This window comes from Microbacterium oxydans (assembly GCF_000956405.1).
GTDB classification, from domain to species: Bacteria; Actinomycetota; Actinomycetes; order Actinomycetales; family Microbacteriaceae; genus Microbacterium; species Microbacterium oxydans_C.
The window spans coordinates 51,922-70,306 of record NZ_JYIV01000018.1 but is presented as its reverse complement, the minus strand read 5'-3'; the positions used below and the strand labels follow the sequence as shown (position 1 = coordinate 70,306).

The 18,385-nt window shown below is 67.6% G+C and carries 24 protein-coding genes; 10 read left to right on the top strand and 14 right to left on the bottom strand.

Going from position 1 to position 18,385, the window contains the following annotated elements; translation table 11 throughout:
* Positions 1 to 557 precede the first annotated feature (557 nt).
* Positions 558 to 1,850: a DHA2 family efflux MFS transporter permease subunit gene (locus RN51_RS04050; protein WP_231579207.1), complete on the top strand. Its 1,293-nt coding sequence runs from the start codon at positions 558 to 560 to the stop codon at positions 1,848 to 1,850.
* 34 nt (positions 1,851 to 1,884) lie between these two features.
* Here RN51_RS04050 and RN51_RS18505 read toward each other — a convergent pair whose 3' ends face one another.
* On the bottom strand, positions 1,885 to 2,031 hold the full coding sequence (locus RN51_RS18505) for a hypothetical protein (RefSeq protein WP_197073177.1): 147 nt from the start codon (positions 2,029 to 2,031) through the stop codon (positions 1,885 to 1,887).
* Positions 2,032 to 2,126: 95 nt separating this feature from the next.
* Between RN51_RS18505 and RN51_RS04045 the strand changes: the two genes are divergently transcribed.
* Positions 2,127 to 2,738, top strand: a complete 612-nt coding sequence (locus tag RN51_RS04045; RefSeq protein WP_045262759.1) for a 1-acyl-sn-glycerol-3-phosphate acyltransferase — start codon at positions 2,127 to 2,129, stop codon at positions 2,736 to 2,738.
* On the opposite strand, the gene RN51_RS04040 is transcribed toward RN51_RS04045, so the two are convergent.
* The gene (locus RN51_RS04040; RefSeq protein WP_156149081.1) at positions 2,717 to 2,944 is read right to left on the bottom strand and encodes a hypothetical protein; all 228 of its coding nucleotides are present in this window, start codon (positions 2,942 to 2,944) and stop codon (positions 2,717 to 2,719) included. The two genes, RN51_RS04045 and RN51_RS04040, sit on opposite strands and share 22 nt — an antisense overlap.
* 69 nt (positions 2,945 to 3,013) lie before the next feature.
* Between RN51_RS04040 and RN51_RS04035 the strand changes: the two genes are divergently transcribed.
* Complete coding sequence (locus RN51_RS04035; RefSeq protein WP_045262757.1) at positions 3,014 to 3,541, top strand: DUF6328 family protein; 528 nt, start codon at positions 3,014 to 3,016, stop codon at positions 3,539 to 3,541.
* A 27-nt stretch (positions 3,542 to 3,568) separates the two neighbouring features.
* Here RN51_RS04035 and RN51_RS04030 read toward each other — a convergent pair whose 3' ends face one another.
* Entirely contained in the window at positions 3,569 to 4,114 is a 546-nt protein-coding gene (locus tag RN51_RS04030) for a Dps family protein (RefSeq protein ID WP_045262756.1), read from the bottom strand.
* A 109-nt stretch (positions 4,115 to 4,223) separates the two neighbouring features.
* Between RN51_RS04030 and RN51_RS04025 the strand changes: the two genes are divergently transcribed.
* From RN51_RS04025 to RN51_RS04015, 3 genes are all read left to right on the top strand, one after another.
* Positions 4,224 to 4,727 (top strand): GNAT family N-acetyltransferase, encoded by a 504-nt coding sequence (locus RN51_RS04025; protein ID WP_082066398.1) that lies wholly within the window; start codon positions 4,224 to 4,226, stop codon positions 4,725 to 4,727.
* Between the two features lie 107 nt (positions 4,728 to 4,834).
* Positions 4,835 to 5,134, top strand: coding sequence for a Fe-S cluster assembly protein HesB (locus RN51_RS04020; protein WP_045262755.1), 300 nt, complete (start codon positions 4,835 to 4,837; stop codon positions 5,132 to 5,134).
* A 106-nt stretch (positions 5,135 to 5,240) separates the two neighbouring features.
* Positions 5,241 to 5,585, top strand: coding sequence for a helix-turn-helix domain-containing protein (locus RN51_RS04015; protein WP_045262754.1), 345 nt, complete (start codon positions 5,241 to 5,243; stop codon positions 5,583 to 5,585).
* 15 nt (positions 5,586 to 5,600) lie between these two features.
* Here RN51_RS04015 and RN51_RS04010 read toward each other — a convergent pair whose 3' ends face one another.
* The 4 genes from RN51_RS04010 to RN51_RS03995 form a co-directional block, all read right to left on the bottom strand.
* Positions 5,601 to 6,176 carry an alpha/beta fold hydrolase gene (locus tag RN51_RS04010; protein WP_045262753.1) on the bottom strand — a complete coding sequence of 192 codons (576 nt, stop codon included), beginning with the start codon at positions 6,174 to 6,176 and terminating at the stop codon, positions 5,601 to 5,603.
* A 159-nt stretch (positions 6,177 to 6,335) separates the two neighbouring features.
* Positions 6,336 to 6,890 carry a GNAT family N-acetyltransferase gene (locus tag RN51_RS04005; RefSeq protein ID WP_045262752.1) on the bottom strand — a complete coding sequence of 185 codons (555 nt, stop codon included), beginning with the start codon at positions 6,888 to 6,890 and terminating at the stop codon, positions 6,336 to 6,338.
* Entirely contained in the window at positions 6,887 to 8,548 is a 1,662-nt protein-coding gene (gene abc-f, locus RN51_RS04000; protein ID WP_045262751.1) for a ribosomal protection-like ABC-F family protein, read from the bottom strand. Before abc-f ends, RN51_RS04005 begins: the two co-directional genes overlap by 4 nt.
* 45 nt (positions 8,549 to 8,593) lie before the next feature.
* On the bottom strand, positions 8,594 to 9,130 hold the full coding sequence (locus RN51_RS03995; protein WP_045262750.1) for a membrane protein: 537 nt from the start codon (positions 9,128 to 9,130) through the stop codon (positions 8,594 to 8,596).
* A 234-nt stretch (positions 9,131 to 9,364) separates the two neighbouring features.
* On the opposite strand from RN51_RS03995, the gene RN51_RS17925 reads away from it, so the two are divergent.
* The gene (locus tag RN51_RS17925) at positions 9,365 to 9,544 is read left to right on the top strand and encodes a hypothetical protein (protein ID WP_052674571.1); all 180 of its coding nucleotides are present in this window, start codon (positions 9,365 to 9,367) and stop codon (positions 9,542 to 9,544) included.
* Here RN51_RS17925 and RN51_RS03985 read toward each other — a convergent pair.
* The 3 genes from RN51_RS03985 to RN51_RS03975 form a co-directional block, all read right to left on the bottom strand.
* On the bottom strand, positions 9,516 to 9,914 hold the full coding sequence (locus tag RN51_RS03985; RefSeq protein ID WP_045262749.1) for a DUF6228 family protein: 399 nt from the start codon (positions 9,912 to 9,914) through the stop codon (positions 9,516 to 9,518). The genes RN51_RS17925 and RN51_RS03985 overlap by 29 nt on opposite strands.
* Before the next feature lie 69 nt (positions 9,915 to 9,983).
* Positions 9,984 to 11,057, bottom strand: a complete 1,074-nt coding sequence (gene ychF / locus RN51_RS03980) for a redox-regulated ATPase YchF (RefSeq protein ID WP_045262748.1) — start codon at positions 11,055 to 11,057, stop codon at positions 9,984 to 9,986.
* Positions 11,058 to 11,251: 194 nt separating this feature from the next.
* Positions 11,252 to 11,992 (bottom strand): class I SAM-dependent methyltransferase, encoded by a 741-nt coding sequence (locus tag RN51_RS03975; protein ID WP_045262747.1) that lies wholly within the window; start codon positions 11,990 to 11,992, stop codon positions 11,252 to 11,254.
* 59 nt (positions 11,993 to 12,051) lie between these two features.
* Between RN51_RS03975 and RN51_RS03970 the strand changes: the two genes are divergently transcribed.
* Both RN51_RS03970 and RN51_RS03965 read left to right on the top strand, forming a co-directional pair.
* Positions 12,052 to 12,654, top strand: a complete 603-nt coding sequence (locus RN51_RS03970) for a 3'-5' exonuclease (RefSeq protein WP_045262746.1) — start codon at positions 12,052 to 12,054, stop codon at positions 12,652 to 12,654.
* A 65-nt stretch (positions 12,655 to 12,719) separates the two neighbouring features.
* On the top strand, positions 12,720 to 14,009 hold the full coding sequence (locus RN51_RS03965; protein WP_045262745.1) for a DNA recombination protein RmuC: 1,290 nt from the start codon (positions 12,720 to 12,722) through the stop codon (positions 14,007 to 14,009).
* 33 nt (positions 14,010 to 14,042) lie between these two features.
* On the opposite strand, the gene RN51_RS03960 is transcribed toward RN51_RS03965, so the two are convergent.
* Positions 14,043 to 14,327 (bottom strand): hypothetical protein, encoded by a 285-nt coding sequence (locus tag RN51_RS03960; protein WP_045262744.1) that lies wholly within the window; start codon positions 14,325 to 14,327, stop codon positions 14,043 to 14,045.
* 180 nt (positions 14,328 to 14,507) lie between these two features.
* Positions 14,508 to 15,494 (bottom strand): class II fructose-bisphosphatase, encoded by a 987-nt coding sequence (gene glpX, locus RN51_RS03955; protein ID WP_045262743.1) that lies wholly within the window; start codon positions 15,492 to 15,494, stop codon positions 14,508 to 14,510.
* A 185-nt stretch (positions 15,495 to 15,679) separates the two neighbouring features.
* On the opposite strand from glpX, the gene fbaA reads away from it, so the two are divergent.
* Entirely contained in the window at positions 15,680 to 16,708 is a 1,029-nt protein-coding gene (gene fbaA, locus RN51_RS03950) for a class II fructose-bisphosphate aldolase (protein ID WP_045262742.1), read from the top strand.
* 94 nt (positions 16,709 to 16,802) lie between these two features.
* Here fbaA and RN51_RS03945 read toward each other — a convergent pair whose 3' ends face one another.
* Positions 16,803 to 17,357 (bottom strand): DUF6264 family protein, encoded by a 555-nt coding sequence (locus tag RN51_RS03945; protein WP_045262741.1) that lies wholly within the window; start codon positions 17,355 to 17,357, stop codon positions 16,803 to 16,805.
* 235 nt (positions 17,358 to 17,592) lie between these two features.
* Positions 17,593 to 18,384, bottom strand: coding sequence for an IclR family transcriptional regulator (locus tag RN51_RS03940; RefSeq protein WP_045262740.1), 792 nt, complete (start codon positions 18,382 to 18,384; stop codon positions 17,593 to 17,595).
* Between the last annotated feature and the right edge of the window lies 1 nt (position 18,385).

Sequence of the window (18,385 nt, the reverse complement as noted above, 5' to 3'; positions counted from 1 at the left end):
CGAAGTTGTTCCCCGGGAGATCGTCCGACCGCGCGCTACGAGAACTGCGGCTAGGCGTGAAGTCGAACCCACGATCCGAATCCCCCTACCGACGCTGCACCGGTTCATTGATGATCCGGTGCCGCGCTTTCAGCATCCTCGGTCGACGAACTCTCGTCGAACGCGATGCCACAGTTGCATGCGCTCACGCGAGTAGGTCGCCCCATCCGGGCGCCCTTCGGCAAGCATCGTCGAGAAGCCTTCAGACGCAGCGGACCACTGCGACCACGCGGATGTCTAGTTGGCGACGGGGTCGGCCTTCGTTCCACGAATCGGCGAACGCTCCGGGTGGCCTGAACAATCGCACTCAGCGCATTCCGGGACAGATCACCCCTTGACTATTCGAACGATTCTGGCAACGCGAAAATCGCCCATACGAGGTCTGGAGATCGCCCGCACGTTCCTTCCCATATCTTGACCAGTACTGACTTCGCCCGCCTTGCCTGCGAGCCCTAAGCCCGAACGGTGCGCGGCGACTCGCTCGCTCCGCTGTGCAGCGATCCGCAAACACCCGTAAGATGGCTAGTAACGTCAATGCTTTCATGCTCACCATGGCCGTGGTCATCCCCACGACCGGGTTCATCCTGCAGCGGTTCACGACGCGCCAGGTCTTCATCGCCGCGATGATCGCGTTCTCCCTCGGCACGCTCGTCGCTCTCGTCGCACCCGGCTTCGCCGTGCTGCTCGTCGGCCGTGTCATCCAGGCGGCCGGCACCGGCATCATGATGCCGCTGCTGATGACCACGATCATGAACGTCGTGCCGCCGCAGTCCCGCGGTCGCATGATGGGCCGCGTCGGTCTCGTCATCTCGCTCGCTCCCGCGATCGGCCCGACCCTCGCCGGAGCCGTGCTCGAGCTCGCCAGCTGGCGCGCACTCTTCGGGATCATCCTCCCCATCTCGCTCATCGCCCTCTTCATGGGTGTGAAGTGGATGACGAACCTGGGTGAGACACGGTCCGTGCCGCTCGACGTGCTCTCGATCCCGCTCGCGGCTCTCGGGTTCGGCGGGATCGTGTTCGGTCTCAGCCAGTTCGGCGGCGAGGGCGGATCCGGCGAGACCGCAGGGATCATCTCCCTCGTCGTCGGTGCTGTGTCGCTCGGCCTCTTCGTGTGGCGTCAGCTCGTGCTGCAGCGCATCGACGACGCTCTGCTCGACCTGCGCGTGTTCCGCTCCAGCAACTTCACCCTGTCCGTGATCATCATGTCGATCCTGGCGCTGTCGATGTTCGGCACGCTGACCCTGCTGCCGCAGTACCTGCAGAACGTGGCAGGGCTCAACCCGCTGCAGTCCGGCCTGATCCTGCTCCCAGGTTCGCTGCTGATGGGTCTGCTCGGACCGGTCATGGGTCGTGTCTACGATGCGCGCGGCACCCGCCCGCTGCTCATCCCCGGCACGATCATGGTGTCGGCGTCGCTGTTCTTCTACTCGACCGTCGGTGAGCACACCGTGTGGTGGGTGCTCATCATCGTGCAGGCCGTCATGTCGGTCGGACTCGCGATGTCGTTCACCCCGCTGTTCTCGGCATCGCTGGGTTCGCTCCCGCGGTCGCTGTACTCGCACGGTTCGGCGGTGCTGAACACACTGCAGCAGGTCGGCGGCGCTGCGGGTGTGGCTCTGCTGCTGGTGACCTACTCGTCGATCCTGCATGCGGGCGAGCAGGAAGGGCTGACCACGGCGGTCGCCGGAGCGCCCGGCGCGCGCATGGCGTTCCTCATCGCGGCGATCATCTCGCTGGCGACTGTTGCGCTCAGCCCGTTCGTCCGCAAGCCCTCCGATGACGCGGGCGAAGGGTTCCACGGCGGACACTGACCGCCCGGAGGCAGTCGGCGATGGCGTCTGTCGGTTACTCGCTCTTCGGGGCGGGAAACTGGCAGACGCCATTGCTGCAGGAGCCGGCTGCCTCGCCCTCGAGCAGGTTCAGAGACTCCAGGAGCGGCTGCAGCCCGACGGGCGCTTCCTGCTGCATGGAGTCCTGCTGCGTTTTCTTCATCCCTCGATCGTACGCCTGCCCGGAGCAGGTGGCGTCGAAGCCATCCCCGGGACGTCGACAGCAGATCGACAGCCGTTCTCCCCTACGGTTGATCCATGCTCAAACGACTCCTCGCCCGCGTGTTCTGGGCGTTCAGCAGATGGAAGCTCGTGAGCGAAGCGGCGCCGACGCGCCCCACCGTGCTCGTCGGAGCGCCCCATACGTCGAACTGGGACTTCGTGCTGATGCTCGCCATCGCATGGAAGCTCGACATCAGCGTGCACTGGCTCGGGAAGAAGAGCCTCTTCCGCGGTTGGCGCGGTCCGATCATGCGGCGGCTCGGCGGGATCCCCGTCGACAGGGACGATCCGGCTCGCGTGGTGAAGGACGTCGTGGGACAGGTGCACGACGGAACCGTTTTCGGCCTCGTCGTCACGCCCGATGGAACGCGCGGGGGCAACGACTACTGGAAGTCGGGCTTCTACCGGATCGCTCGCGAGACGGGCCTGCCGGTCACCCTCGGCTTCGTGGACCGGACCACCATGACCACCGGCCTCGGGCCGACGATCGATCTGACCGGAGACGTCGCGGCCGACATGGACCGGATCCGCGCGTTCTATGCCGACAAGGCCGGGGTGCGACCCGAACGCCGCACCGAGCCGCGCCTGCGCGAGGAAGTCTCCACGATCGCCGAACCCGACGCTCCTCAGGACACGCCCACTCCCTGACCTCCGTCCTCGTCCTCGATGTGCGCTCGCGCGTAGGAGAGGTCCGAGTCGCTCAGAGACTCCACCATGCCGACCACGGCACCGGTGATCACACGGATCTCTTCGCGCACCGCATCGTCGAGATGAGGCGTATCGCTGTCGACCACCGCTCGACGCCCGTCCTGCGAGAGCTCAGGCCACCAGTCGCGGATCGGTGGGAGCGTCATCATGCCCTCCTTCGTTCGGGGGATGCAAGCCGCTGGACAGCGCCCGTGCGGGAAATCCACACTGAGAGCATGACATCAGAGCCTTCGGGTGGCGAGCACGAGCGCGACGACCGCGTGGACGGACGGGATGAGACCGCGAACGAGCGGGCGGATCGCAACTGGGACGAGCTGCTGCAGGAGCTGCGGGTCATGCAGACCGGCACCCAGATCCTCACGGGCTTCCTCCTGGCTGTCGCCTTCCAGCCACGGTTCACCGACATGGACGAGCTCCAGCGCGACCTGTACGTCGTCCTCGTCGCTCTCGCAGCCGTCGCGACGATCTTGGCCCTCGCACCGGTCGGCATGCACAGGGCGCTGTTCGGCCGTCGTCGCAAACCCGATCTCGTGCGCATCGCCGCCCGGATCGTCCGCATCGACCTGGTCGTGATCGGTGCGTTGACCGTCGGGGTCACCACTCTGATCGTCGACTTCACGGTGAACCGCACAGCCGGCGTGATCGCCCTCTTCGCGGCGCTCGTTCTGGTCGCGTCTCTGTGGGTGGCCCTCCCCCGAGTCATGCGCGGGAGGCCTCTCACCCGCGGGGCCGGGCTGGAATGACGGCGCGGTTCGCGGGTGAGAGGGCGCTCAGCGGCCCGCCGGGCTGCGATTCTCCGCGCTGACCATCCAGGCGAACTGCTCGAGTCGCTCGATGATCGCGTGCAGCAGGTCTGCCGACGTCGGGTCCTCTTCGTCGACGGCATCGTGCACGTCGCGAGCCGTACCGACCGCCGCCTCGAGGCGCGCGGTGACCAGGTCGATCGTCTCGGTGGTGGACACCTCTCCTGCCGGGAACTCCGGAAGCGACGAGGTCTTCGCGATCGTGGCGCTCCGTCCGTCCGGCACGGCGTGCAGGGCGCGCATGCGCTCGGCGATCGTGTCGCTGAAGGTGCGTGCGTCGTCGATGATCTCGTCGAGCTGGCGATGGGTGTCACGGAAGTTGCGCCCCACGACGTTCCAATGGGCCTGCTTGCCCTGGATCGCGAGGTCCAGCAGGTCGACGAGCACCGCCTGCAGGTTCTTCGCGAGCGTGGTCGAGGCGGTGAAGCCCTTCTCCGCGTTCTGTTGCCTGGTCGTCTTGACCGCGCCCTTCGTCGAGCCGCCGGTCTTCTTGGTCGTTGTGCTTTCAGCCATGGTGTGACCTCCTGATCGCGACGCTAGCGCTGGCCGTCGTCCGCAGCGAGGGGGTTGACACCGTGGGGGCTCACACCGGAATGTGACTCGAGTGAGTGACGCAGACATCGTGAACGAAGATCGCCATCCTGACCAGCCCGCAGAGCGGGAGGAGATCGTCATCTCCCCCATCAGCGACCGCGACGCCGGCGAGGTGCTGACCGTGCAACGGGCTGCGTTCGTGTCGGAGGCCGCGATCTACGGAAGCGTCGACATGCCGCCGCTGACGCAGACCCTCCCCGAGCTGGAAGCGGAGCTCCGGTCCGAGTCCGGGCTCACCGCCCGCGTCGACGGGCGGCTCGTGGGTGCGATCCGTTACGTGGAGAAGGACGGGCTGCTGCTGATCGGCAGGATCGCGATCGCGCCGGACATGCAGGGCGAGGGAATCGGCCGCCTGCTGCTGGAGAGCGCCGAGAAGGCCTCGGACGCCGACGTCGCCGAACTGTTCACCGGGAGCCTGAGTGAGGCGAACATCCGCCTCTACGAATCATGCGGGTACCGGGAACACGAGCGTGTACCCGACGGCGACGGCACCGCACAGGTGTTTCTGCGCAAGAACCTGCGAGCAGGGTAAGAGCCTCCTCCGAATCCCCGCAAGGGGGTTGAGACCGACTCCGTGGTCCGGCATCGTAGCCCGGACATGTCGCGACCGTGGCATGCCCCAACCGGAAGGAGAGTCTCGTGCTCACCCTCACCGACAACGCCTCCGCCATCGTGACGACTCTGGTGAGCCGTCAGACCGACGCCCCGGATGCCGGGCTCCGCATCCACTCGACGGAGCCGCAGAACGCGGAGGGCGGCGCACGCCTCGCCGTGCTCGTCGCCGCCGACCCCGAGCCGCAGGATCAGGTCGTGGAGGTCGCCGGCACCCGACTGTTCCTCGACGAGTCGGCGGTCGCCGCTCTCGACGACAAGATCCTCGACGCCGGCGTGGACGACGAAGGCTCCGTGTCGTTCGCCGTCACCCCACAGGTCGCCTGACCGAAGGATTCCGGATGCCGCGGCCGACTCGGTCGCGGCATCCGTCTGTCGGGACACGTACCCTGGAAGCAGTCCGCAAACCCGTGCGGACCCGCGAAAGGCTTCCGTGAAGATCTCCTTGCTCCGTCGCTTCGTCGTCCTGGCGGATGAACTGCATTTCCCCCGCGCGGCAGACAAGCTCGGAATCCCGCTCGCCTCCCTCTACACCTCGATCGACAAGCTCGAAGCCGAGGTGGGCCACCCGATCGTCCACCGCGAAGGTCCGACGCGACTGACCCCCGTCGGTGAGCTGCTGCTCGTGGAGGCACGTGCAGAAGTCGCGGCGGCACCCGAGCCGGTTCGCAGCACCCCCGCCCCCGCCGGGGGCAAGGCCAAGGCCTCGAAGGGCAAGGGACGTGCTCCCGCGGTCAAGGGCCAGCCGAAGCCGTACAAGAAGCGGCAGGGTCGCTAGAGCGGACCCCGCCCCTCAATCCCAGTCGAGGTACTCCTCGATCACGACGGCCGTCTCGATCGGGAAGGTCATCGGGAACATGTGGTCGCCGCCCTCGATGGTCTTCACGCTCGCGCGCTCAGGGGCCGTGGACTGCAGCTCCTCGCCGTTCGCCGCGGGTGTCTCGATGTCCTTGCTGCCCTGGATGATGAGGACGGGCATCACGGGCGCGAGCGGCGTCGCGTCATCTTCGACGGCCAGCAGGGCCAGACCGTTCACACGGTCGGCATGTGCGACCGCGAAGGCACGCGCCACCGTCCCGCCGAAGCCGTGTCCGCCGATCCAGGTGTCGCCGAGGCCGACGTGGTCGATCACGGCGAGTGCGTCTTCGACCCGCGCAGCCAGCGTCACCTCGTCGTGCTTGCCCTCGGCGCGGTGGCCGATCCGCAGCACGTGGAACCCTGCTTCCTCCGCGAGGTAGTGCGCCACGACGCCGAGCACATCCGCCGCCACGTCGCGCTCCTGGATCAGGACCAGCTTGACGGGCCCGTCGCCCTCGTCGACGAAGGGGATCGCACGGCCGTCGGGCTCGAAGATCTGGGTCTCGGTCATCGGCGTCAATCTCCTCGTGCCGTCAGGGTCAGGAACTCAGGCGGAACGCCCACGGCGGACGCCAGCGACCGGACCGCGACCGGAGCCGCCGTGCTCCAGCGTATCCCGACCTGGCCGTCGCCGAGACGACGACACCTCTGGTCCTCCCCGCGCGATCGGCTACCAGGCGCGCCCGCGGAGATCGATCGCACCTGCCGGCCACGAATGCACAGGCGCCCCGACCGGGAGCAACAGGATGGGTGGACCCGCCGGCTGCGTCACGGGCTGTCCCATGCGATCGATCAACTTCTCGACCGCAGCGACCCGCTGCCACCCGCACGACGCGTAGAACGGGGCGACCTCCTCGCGGCACCCGAGGTAGCCGAACCCGATCTCCCCGGACTCCTTCATCGATGCGGCCGCGGCTGCCATGAGCTCCGCGCCCGCCCCTTCTCCCCGTGCACGCGGAGCGATCAGCACCCCACCCACGCCCGCGATCACGACCTCCGCGGTGCCGACGCCGATCGTGCGGCGGGCCCATCCGACATGACCCACCACGTCGTTTCCGAGTCGGGCGATGACGTGCAGGTCGTGGGGTGCGTAGCCGTAGGGCTGATCGGGGTCCCACTCGCCGAACTGCACGACATACTCCTCGTCGAATAGCTCCCGCAGCCGTGCCACATCATTCGTGGTCAGGCGATCGTGAGGAACGGTGTCGATCACCAAGGCCGTCACGCCTCGACCACCTGCCCCGCCTCCACGCGCCAGTGACGGTCGGTCTTCACCGTCGCGAGCATGCGCCGATCATGGGTCACGAGCAACAGTGTTCCCTCGTAGGACTCGAGAGCCTGTTCGAGCTGCTCGATCGCGGGCAGGTCGAGGTGGTTCGTCGGCTCATCGAGGACGAGCAGGTTGACGCCGCGCGCCTGGAGCAGGGCGAGTCCTGCGCGGGTGCGCTCTCCGGGCGAGAGCTCGTCGACCGCGCGAGTGACGTGATCGGCCTTGAGTCCGAACTTGGCGAGGAGGGTGCGGATGTCACCGGAGGCCATCTCGGGTACGAGCTCTTCGAATGCCGCCGCGAGAGGTTGCGAGCCGGTCAGCTGCGCGCGAGCCTGGTCGATCTCACCGATCTGCACGCTCGCACCGAGGCTCGCCGTCCCCTCGTCGGGATTCTGCCGTCCCAGGAGTCCGCGCAGCAGCGTCGACTTCCCCGCACCGTTGGGTCCGGTGATGCCGATCCGCTCCCCCGCGTTGACCTGCAGCGACACCGGGCCGAGCCGGAACGTCCCCTGCCGGAACACGGCGGAGCTCAGCGTCGAGACGACGGAGCTGGAGCGCGGTGCCGAGCCGATCGTGAACTCGAGCTGCCACTCCTTGCGCGGCTCCTCGACCTCTTCGAGCCGGGCGATCCTGCTCTCCATCTGACGCACCTTCTGCGCCTGCTTCTCGCTGGACTCGGCAGATGCCTTGCGCTTGATCTTGTCGTTGTCGGGCGACTTCCTCATCGCGTTGCGTACGCCCTGGCTCGACCACTCCCGCTGCGTGCGAGCCCGTGCGACGAGATCGGCCTTCTTGTCGGCGAACTCGTCGTACTTCTCGCGCGCGTGTCGACGAAGGGTGGCCCGCTCCTCCAGGTACGAGTCGTACCCGCCCCCGAACACCCTGTTGCTGCCCTGCGCCAGGTCGAGCTCCAGCACGCGGGTCACACAGCGGGCCAGGAACTCACGGTCGTGGCTGACCACCACCGCGCCGCCACGGAGCCCCTGCACGAACGCTTCGAGTCGCTCGATACCGTCGAGGTCGAGGTCGTTGGTCGGCTCGTCCAACAGCGCGATGTCGAAGCGCGAGAGCAGGAGCGCGGCGAGCCCGACCCGGGCGGCCTGCCCACCCGACAGCGATGTCATCATCGTGTCGGCGGGATCATCGCCGAGGTCGAGTCCGAGGTCGGCGAGCACCGCCGGAAGCCGCTCGTCGAGGTCGGCGGCACCGCTCGCCAGCCACCGATCGAGCGCGACCGAGTACGTGTCTGCAGGGTCCGTGCCCGGAGCCGCGAGCCTCGGGTCGCCGAGGGCGGCGGCAGCCTCGTCCATGTCCTTCGTCGCAGCCGTGCAGCCCGTGCGACGGCCGATGTAGTCGACGACACTCTCACCGACGATGCGCTCGTGCTCCTGCGGAAGCCAGCCGACGAAGGCGTCGGCCGGAGAGAGCCGGATGGTCCCGGCCTGCGGTTCATCGACACCGGCGAGCAGCTTCAGGAGCGTCGACTTCCCTGCCCCGTTGACCCCGACGAGGCCGACGACGTCGCCGGCCGTGACCGTCAGGTCGAGCGAGTCGAACAGGGTGCGGTGGCCGTACCCGCCGGCCAGCCCTTGGGCCACGAGTGTTGCGGTCATCCGTCAATCCTCGCACCCGCGCGGGAGGTGTGCGGACGCGGTGCCTCAGGCGTGGATCGCATTCGATCTCTGGAGTCGGCGCGTCAGCACGAGCGCGATCGTCAGCGGCACGGCAGCGACCACACCGAAGGACATGTCGATGAGCTGCCAGCCGAGCGGGAGGCCGCGAACCGCACCGGCGATCAGTGCAAGCGGAACGATGCCCGCGCACAGGATGAGACCCCAGATGGTGACCCAGACATTGCGCACCGGGTCGACGAGCGGGCCGACGAAGGCCACCGCGATGGCCAGGTGCGCGAATGCCAGCCAGTCCGTGCCGTAGGCCAGGAACGGATAGTCGGCCCCGGTGATCTCGAGCCCTTCCGCGACTCGCTGCACCCAGGAAGCGAGGTCGGGGAAGACTGCGCTGAGACCCGTGTCGTTCAGGATGTCGCGCCCGAGCGCCAGCTCCTCGCGCAGCGGGAATGCGGTGATCCCGCTCACGACGAGGCCGACGATGACGATGATCAGACAGATGCGGATGGGTAACGCGTCACGCCGCCGATCCGGCGTCAGGGACGCGCTTGGCGAGTCATCGCCCATCCACAGCTCCCGATGCTCCGTCGAGACGGCCGTCCGCCCCTCGTGCGACCGTCTGCCTCGAACCGCACCTGCCGGCGAATCTACACGAACGGAGCCATGCCCGCGCTCCCGGTACTTTCGGCACGACGTGGCACCTTCCCGTCGATGAGGATCGACCGACCTATCGCGAGTTCGTCGCAATAGCGCAGGACCTACTCGGCCGTCAGACCGGGTGCTCCGTCGTTCCCCCGATGGGTGCCCGAAAACCTCGGCATCTTCTCGCCGCAGGTCAGGGAGCTGCGGGAACTGCTACCGCGCTACGCGCACGACAGCCGTTTCGACTCCGCGAAATTCAACGAGCGCTTCCCCGACTTCGGCGCGACACGGTACCGGGATGACCTCGACATCATCCGCGCGGAAAGATCGCCCGAGTGACGAGACGATCGAGGTCCCGGACGAAACGCGACAGCTCCTCCCCCGGCTCGACGCCGACGACCGCCTGCGCAGTCCACCCCACTCGCGTCGAGATGTCACGTGCCGCTTCCCCCGTCAGTGTCACCGAGAGCTCGATACGCCCCACATGGCGTGCACTCAGCACCAGGTCTTCCTCGACCGACGCGTACTGCCGCTCACCCAGCCAGCCACGCCAGTCCTGGTCGAGTGACCGGAAGTAGCGCACGAGCTCTGCGATGTCCCAGACGTAGAAGGTGACCTGCGCCTCCAGCCGCTTCCCGTGCAGGCGCGCCTGAAGGTACCGGAGATCGCCCGTCTCGGAGAACTGCGGGTCGCTGAACTCCAGCGACATGTCCGCGTCTCCAATCCCCACTGCCTGCAAGGCATCGTCTAGCACCATGGGCTCTCCGAAGGGAAGAAGTCAGTTGTTGAAGCGGAACTCCACGACGTCGCCGTCCTGCATGACGTAGTCCTTGCCTTCGAGGCGGGCCTTGCCCTTGGCGCGGGCTTCGACGACGGAGCCCGTCTCGACCAGGTCTTCGAACGAGACGATCTCGGCCTTGATGAAGCCCTTCTCGAAGTCGGTGTGGATCACACCTGCAGCCTGCGGCGCCTTCGATCCCTTGGGGATGGTCCAGGCCCGGGCTTCTTTCGGGCCGGCGGTCAGGTAGGTCTGCAGACCGAGGGTGTCGAAGCCGATGCGGGCGAGCTGGTCGAGACCGGACTCGTCCTGGCCGGTCGAGGCGAGGAGCTCGGCTGCGTCTTCCGGGTCGAGGTCGATGAGCTCGGACTCGATCTTCGCGTCGAGGAAGATGGCCTTCGCCGGGGCGACGAGGGCGGCGAGCTCCGCCTTGCGCGCGTCGTCGGTCAGCACGGACTCGTCGACGTTGAAGACGAAGATGACGGGCTTCGCGGTGAGCAGACCCAGCTCCCGGATCGGCGTCAGGTCGATGCCTGCGACCGACAGCAGCACACCGCGCTCGAGAGCATCCTTCGCCGCGTTCGCGGTCTCGAGCACGATGGGCTCGATCTTCTTGCCGCGCACTTCCTTCTCGTACCGCGTGATCGCCTTGTCGACGGTCTCGAGGTCGGCGAGCATGAGTTCCGCGTTGATGGTCTCCATGTCGGAAGCAGGGTTCACTGTGCCGTCGACGTGCACGACGTCGTCATCGGCGAAGCCGCGCACGACCTGAGCGATGGCGTCGGCCTCGCGGATGTTCGCGAGGAACTTGTTGCCCAGACCCTCACCCTCGCTCGCCCCGCGGACGATGCCGGCGATGTCGACGAACGACACCGCTGCGGGCAGGATGCGCTCGCTGCCGAAGATCTCCGCGAGCTTGTCGAGGCGAGGATCGGGAAGGTTCACCACGCCGACGTTGGGCTCGATCGTCGCGAACGGATAGTTCGCCGCGAGCACGTCGTTCTTGGTGAGGGCGTTGAAGAGGGTGGACTTGCCGACGTTGGGCAGGCCGACGATACCGATAGTGAGAGCCACGGGGCACGAGTCTACCTGGCCGAGGCCTGACGATCCTGCGGGACGCCGTGCGAGCGGGGCACGAACGAGTCGCGAGCCAGGCGCGAGATCAGGCGAACGCGCGAGATCAGGCAGACGCCGGGCCGTTCGGCCTGATCCGGCGCGAAAGCCTGACCCGGCGCAGCGGCCCGAGCCGCAGAGACCGCGTGATGGCGTCAGTCGCGAACGGCTCGATACGCCCGCGTCACGTACGGAAGCTCGATCGTGGCGTCGCCGTGCAGGTCGAGCTCGTCGAAGAGCGCGTCCAGATCCCGACCGATGCGCGCCTTCTCCTCGTCCGGAGCGGTGATGATGTAGCTGCGCGACGCCGCCATCCGGTGCAGCACGTCGCGCGTCACGGAGCGGGTCCACTCCCAGCGCTCCTGCTCGAGTCCGGCGAACGGCGCCGCGACGACCGGGTCGCCCTCGGCGAGCATGTTCTCGGCGTGGCTGCCGTGCATGATCTCGGTGAGCCTGCGCACCCAGTCGACACGGTCGTCGCGGATGTTCCAGATGAGACCGAGTACTCCGCCGCTGCGCACCGCGCGCCCGATCTCGGCTGAGCCGCTGACCGGATCGACCCAGTGCCAGGCCTGGCCCAGCACCACCGCATCGACGCTCGCATCCGGAAGAGGCAGCTGCTCCGCCGACCCCTGGAACGTCGGCACACCCGGCACTGCACCGCGAAGAGTCGCGAGCATCACGGGGTCGGGATCGATGGCGACGACCTCGGCGTCGGGCGCCTCCGCGAGAACTCTTGTGAGCTTCCCCGTGCCGGCACCGACGTCGGCGATCCGCCGCGTGCCGTGCGGCATGCGCTCCAGCATCCAGGCCACCGCCTCGAAGGGGTAGTCGGGACGACCGAGCTCGTAGTTGCCGGCCTGCGCTCCGAACGACGTCGCCATGTCCTCAGCCATGTCGCCAGCATACGGCGAGTCTCCGAGGCGTCTCCGCGAGGCCGGGGGAAAGTGGGGATGTGCCCCTGGATTTCACTGCGATCGACTTCGAGACCGCGAACTCCAGCCCGGCTTCCGCCTGTTCCGTCGGACTCGTCCGGGTGCGAGACGGCCAGGTCGTCGCGACCACCGGTTGGCTGATCCAGCCGCCGCCCGGACACGACGAGTTCCAGGAGTGGAACGTACGCATCCACGGCATCCAGCCGGAAGACGTGCGGTCGGCCGCGACCTGGGTCGACCAGTTCGACCGCCTGTGCGCCTTCGCGGGGGCCGATGTGCTCGTCGCCCACAACGCCGGCTTCGATCTCAATGTGCTGCGTCGCGCATCCGAGGCGACGGGCCAGCTCTGCCCGCCCTATCGCTCGCTGTGCAGCCTGCAGGTCGCCCGCAAGACCTACACGCTCGACTCATACCGGCTGCCGGTCGCCGCTGCGGCCGCGGGGTTCGAGGAGTTCTCGCACCACGACGCCCTGGCCGATGCCCGTGCGTGTGCCCAGATCGTGATCGACGCGGCCGCAAGAGCCGGTGCGGGCGACGTCTTCGCTCTCGCCGACGCCCTGAGCCTGCGGGTCACCGCGCCCGTGGCTCCCGCCGCCCCCACGCTGGAACGCGCCGTCGCCTGACCCGGCCCACCTGCTCCATGCGCGGCGACCTCCGAAATGTCGGAGGCTGACCCCATGATGAACACATGGATGCTCTGGCTGTCGTTCTCTTGCTCGTCGCACTCGCGGCGGGCGTCGCCGTCGGGTGGTTCCTTCGAGCCGGCCGAGGCGCCGCCGACCTCGCGCGCACTCAGGCCGAGCTGGCGGCTGCGCGCGACGATCGAGACCGTCAGTACGACCTGTACCGCGATGCCGTCGAGCATGCGCGAAACGAGCAGCGCGCCGAGGCCCAGCGGGTGCAGCAGCAGAATGCGGTGCTGACCGCGCTCGCGCCCGTGCGGGAGAGCCTGCAGCAGATGCAGACCAAGGTCGCGGCGATCGAGCGGGAGCGTCACGCCCAGTTCGGCACTCTCGAAGAGCAGCTGCGTCGAGCGCAGGAGTCCGACGAGGCGCTCCGGGCGACCACCGAATCGCTCGCCGGAGCGCTGCGTTCCAGCGCCACACGAGGAGTGTGGGGCGAGACGCAGTTGCGCCGCGTCGTCGAAGCCGCAGGCCTCACCCGGCACATCGACTTCGACCTGCAGGCGACGATCTCGACGGATCGGGGCCAGGGCCGGCCCGACATGGTGATCCGCCTCGCAGGCGGCAGTTCGATCGCAGTCGACGCCAAGGTGCCACTCGACGCGTACCTCGAGGCATCTGCCCTTCCGGGCGGCGACGCCCAGGAGCCTCTGCGTCGAGCATTGATGCAGAAGCACGTGAAAGCAGTCCGAGCGCACATCGACGCCCTGGCGAAGAAGGCCTATTGGGCGGGACTCGATGCGAGCCCGGAGTTCGTGATCTGCTTCCTGCCGAGCGAGTCGCTGCTGGCCGCGGCGATCGACGAAGACCCGACACTGCTGGACTACGCGTTCAGCCGACGGGTCGCGCTCGCCTCCCCCGTCAACCTGTGGGCTGTGCTCAAGACCGTGGCCTTCACCTGGACGCAGCAGGAGGTCTCGACCGAGGCCCGAACGCTGCTCGCACTCGGCACGCAGCTGTACGACCGGCTGGGCACACTGGCCGGACACGCCGACGATCTGCGCCGCGCACTGGAGCGCACCGTCGACAGCTACAACCGGTTCGCCGGTTCGCTCGAGACTCGTGTGCTGGTGACCGCTCGCCAATTCCCCGGGGTCGACGCGTCCGCGCTCTCGACGACACCTGCCGTGACGACGGGCGCAGCCAGGCGATTCACCGCACCCGAGCTGATCGCCTCCGAGGAGAGCACCCGCGAACCGGCGTCAGGCAACTCTTTGGCTGAAGCGGCGCGCGAAGAGTCGCCACTCCGCGCGGACGTGGGCGACGTGCGGATCAGACTCGACGAAGAACGCTGATCCTGCGCTGACGGAGCAGGCGGGCTCCGGTGATCAGGCGATACCAGGAACGCCGCTCAGCAGCAGGATCACCAGACCACTCGTGGTCAGGAACGCGCCGATCATCCACCATGCGCTGATCTCGTGACCTTCATCGCGACGCACGCGGAAGAGGACGTCCGCACGTCGGGCTGGGTCGACGGCCGGTGCGGCGGGGGCCGCAGTAGGGGGCTTCGGCGCGGAATCCGCATCCGCGCTCACCCGGAGGATGCGCCCTGTGTTCGTCGTGACGATCCTGGTCGCGGCGGCCTTGGAGCCACTCGTCTGCTGCGTTGTCATCTGTTCGCCCTCCTGTGCCTGCGGTGCCTGGCGGCTCCGTCGACGGCGACAAACCCAGTGACAATTGTGACACGGTGCCCCGGCGAACCGTGGATCGTCGGTGCGTGAGGCCATACCGGCTCGATAACGATGCCGACCGCCTCGGAGCCGACGATCACACGGCAGAGACGATGAGCCGCGTCAGAGCCACTTCGAGACGAGGTGCTCGGAGGCGATGCGACGGAGGGTCCCGGAGGCGCCTCGGAGCACGACGCTCTCGGTGTACACGTAGCCACGCTCGCGTCGGACACCCGCGACGAGCTGACCGTCGGTGACACCCGTCGCGACGAAAATCGTGTTGTTCCCCTGTACCAGATCGTCGGCCTCGTACACCTTGTCCATGTCGAGCCCCGCGTCGATGCCGCGCTGACGCTCGTCGTCGTCACGCGGCCAGAGCCGACCCTGGATGTGGCCGCCGAGCGCCTTGATCGCACAGGCCGTGACGATCCCCTCCGGGCTGCCTCCGATACCCACGCACATGTCGGTGCGGGCGTCGTGACGCGCCGCGTTGATGCCACCGGCGACGTCACCGTCGCTCATCAGACGGGTGCCTGCGCCGGCATCGCGGATCTCCTGGATGAGCTGCTCGTGACGCGGACGGTTCAGCACGGAGACGACGATCTCGTCGACGGGCTTGTCGAGTGCGCCGGCGAGCTTGCGGATGTTCTCTCCGATGGGCAGACGGATGTCGACGACACCGACGCCCGCAGGTCCCGTCACGAGCTTGTCCATGTAGAAGACGCTCGAGGCGTCGAGCATGGTGCCACGGTCGGAGACGGCGATCACCGACAGGGCGTTCTGTCGACCGGCGGCGGTCAGCGAGGTCCCGTCGATGGGATCGACGGCGATGTCGCACAGCGGACCTCGGCCTGTTCCGACGATCTCGCCGTTGAAGAGCATCGGGGCGTTGTCCTTCTCACCTTCACCGATGACGACGCGCCCCTGGAAGTCGACCGTTCCGAGGAACGCCCGCATCGCGTCGACGGCCGCACCGTCCGCAGCCTCCTTCGCGCCGCGACCGATGAACGGAACAGCACGGATGGCCGCAGCCTCTGTCGATCGCACCAACTCCATCGCCAGGTTGCGGTCGGGACGAAGCGGGCTCAGATCAGCAGTAAGACTCACCATGCGGTCAGCCTAGCCATCGAGCGCGCTGAAACTGCCAGTTTTCCGCCAGGATCCATGGAAGGAATCGTGGTTCTTAACAGGATCGCAGGAGCGGCGGGGCTCACCCCGGACCTCGGCTGCGGTATCAGCGCGTGCGCCCCGATAGAGTGGCAGCTGTCCCGGCTTCCCCTATCGCAGGAGTTCTCATGCCCGTCGCCACCCCGGATCAGTACGCCGAAATGCTCGACCGCGCGAAGGCCGGCGGCTTCGCGTACCCGGCATTCAACGTCTCGAGCTCGCAGACGATCAACTCCGTCCTCCAGGGCCTGACCGAGGCCGGCTCCGACGGCATCATCCAGGTCACCACGGGTGGTGCCGACTACTTCGCCGGCCACACGGTCAAGGCTCGCGCCACGGGCGCCCTCGCGTTCGCGCGTTTCGCCACCGAGGTCGCCAAGAACTACCCGATCACCGTCGCCCTGCACACCGACCACTGCCCGAAGGACGCACTCGCGGGCTTCGTCGAGCCCCTGATCTCCGCCTCGGAAGAAGAGGTGAAGGCCGGTCGCAACCCGATCTTCCAGTCCCACATGTGGGACGGCTCCGCTGTTCCCCTCGCGGAGAACATCGAGATCGCGAAGGACCTGCTCCCCCGTATGAAGGCCATCAACGCCATCCTCGAGGTCGAGATCGGCGTCGTCGGCGGCGAGGAGGACGGCGTGCAGCACGAGGGCTCGAACGAGGCCCTGTACACGACCTTCGCCGATGTCGACCAGGCCGTGCAGGCACTGGGCCTGGGCGAGCAGGGCCGCTACATTGCAGCCCTCACGTTCGGCAACGTCCACGGCGTCTACAAGCCCGGCGGCGTGAAGCTGCGCCCCGAGCTGCTCGGCGAGATCCAGGCTGAGGTCGCCGCGAAGTACAACACCGGCGCGAAGCCCCTCGACCTGGTCTTCCACGGCGGCTCGGGCTCGACCGACGAGGAGATCGCCCTCGCGGTCGCCAACGGCGTCATCAAGATGAACATCGACACCGACACCCAGTACGCGTACACGCGTGCCATCGCCGACTACATGTTCAAGAACTACGACGGCGTGCTGAAGGTGGACGGCGAGGTCGGCAACAAGAAGCAGTACGACCCCCGCGCCTGGGGCAAGATCGCCGAGTCGGCCATGGCCGCCCGAGTGGTCGAGTCGACCCGCCAGCTCGGTTCGTACGGTCAGTCCAAGAGCTGATCGGTCGCGAGACACCAGAAGGGGCCCGGCATTCTGCCGGGCCCCTTCTCGTTCCCGGCGAAGCCTGCGCCGACGCAGACCTCACGGAGCGGGCTCAGGGGCGCGTCATCTGCTCGAGGTGAGCGACGAACGCCGGATCGCCCATCATCGGCACGGCGATGCAGACCGTCACCACGCCCATGGTCACGATAGCCCCGACGATCGGAACCCACCACGTCAGGCGCCCACGACGGAGGCGACGGATCGACAGCGCGGCGGTGACCGACCATCCGACGACGAGAACGATCGCGGCGATGACACCCCAGGTCCTGCCGGCCGCGAAGTTCGTGAACTCCCCTTCGATGCCGACGATCTTCATGGTCTGGTTCAAGACGCTCGCCAGGTCCAGGTAGGACAGGCCGGTGACGACGACGTTGATCAGTCCGTACGCGAGCATGGCGATCGTGGCGAAACGGTCGAGCGGATGTGCGCGCTTCACGGGGGAATCACCCGAGGGGCTCGATGCCGCGACCGCTCCGGGCATGGCCGGCGGTGGTGACGCTGCAGCGGACGAAGCGATCACAGGCTCATCGATCGGAGGCAGACCCGCGGCTCGTCGCTGCTCCTCGGGGGTCGCGAGTTCGCCGTACTGGGGCCGCTGATCGCTCATCTCGCCATGCTAACGGCACAACCTCAGGCCGCCTCTCAGCAGCGGCGTCCCGAAAACGATAGCGGCCCCGGAGAAGTGGGGACTTCTCGGGGCCGCGGACGTGAAGCGCTGGGGACGCTTCTCATCCAGGTCGACCGCCAGCGCTGGGGACGCTTGAGGCGGTCGGTAGCGTTCTCGTATGCCGCTACTTCCCCCATAGTAGGAAAACGCATGCCGTAACGCCAGAGGTCTGACTTCAGATAGTGAAATCCGAATCGGGGGATCCGGTGTCCAGAGCGTCTGCTCCCAGTTGCAGAGAGAGACGGCTCGCGGCCCCCTGCAGCTTCGACACCAGTGCCCGATCGACCACATCCCGTTCGGCGTCCAGCGAGATCGCGAGCGACGCCCTGACACCTGGCGCGACGACTGGCACGGCGAGGCAGGTGGCACCGATCGCGTATTCCTCGTGATCGACGGCCCACCCCGGCGACCGCTCCAACTGCGTCAGCAACGCCCTGCGGTCGGTGATGGTGCGCGGGGTGAGTTCGGGCAGGCGATGACGGGAAAGGTAGTCCAGACGATCCTCCTCCGACAGATCGGCGAGGATCTGCTTGCCCAATGCAGTGGCGTGGGCGCTGGACTGCAGCCCCACCCACAGCTCGACCCGAGGGTTTCGGACCGCGTCGACGATGTCGACCAGATGCATCTCTCCGTCGTCGAAGCGTGAGAGGTACGCCGTGGCACCCACCTCCTCCGTCACTTCACGCAGAGCCGCGCGCACTCGAGCGAGGAACACGCCTCGGGAGCTGATCTGCTGCTGGAACGACGGGAATCGGCTGCCGAGCACCACACCATCCGGCTCCGACGAGAGATACCCCTCATGCACGAGCGTGCGCACCAGGTTGTACGTCGTCCCGGGTGTCAGCCCGGTGATCGCCGCGAGCATCTTCGTCGGAAGAGGCCGCGGGGAGTTCGCGACGATGTCGACCAGTCGCAGAGCGCGTTGCACCGACCCGATGAGGGTCGGCTCCGCCTCTGCGGCGCTCAAC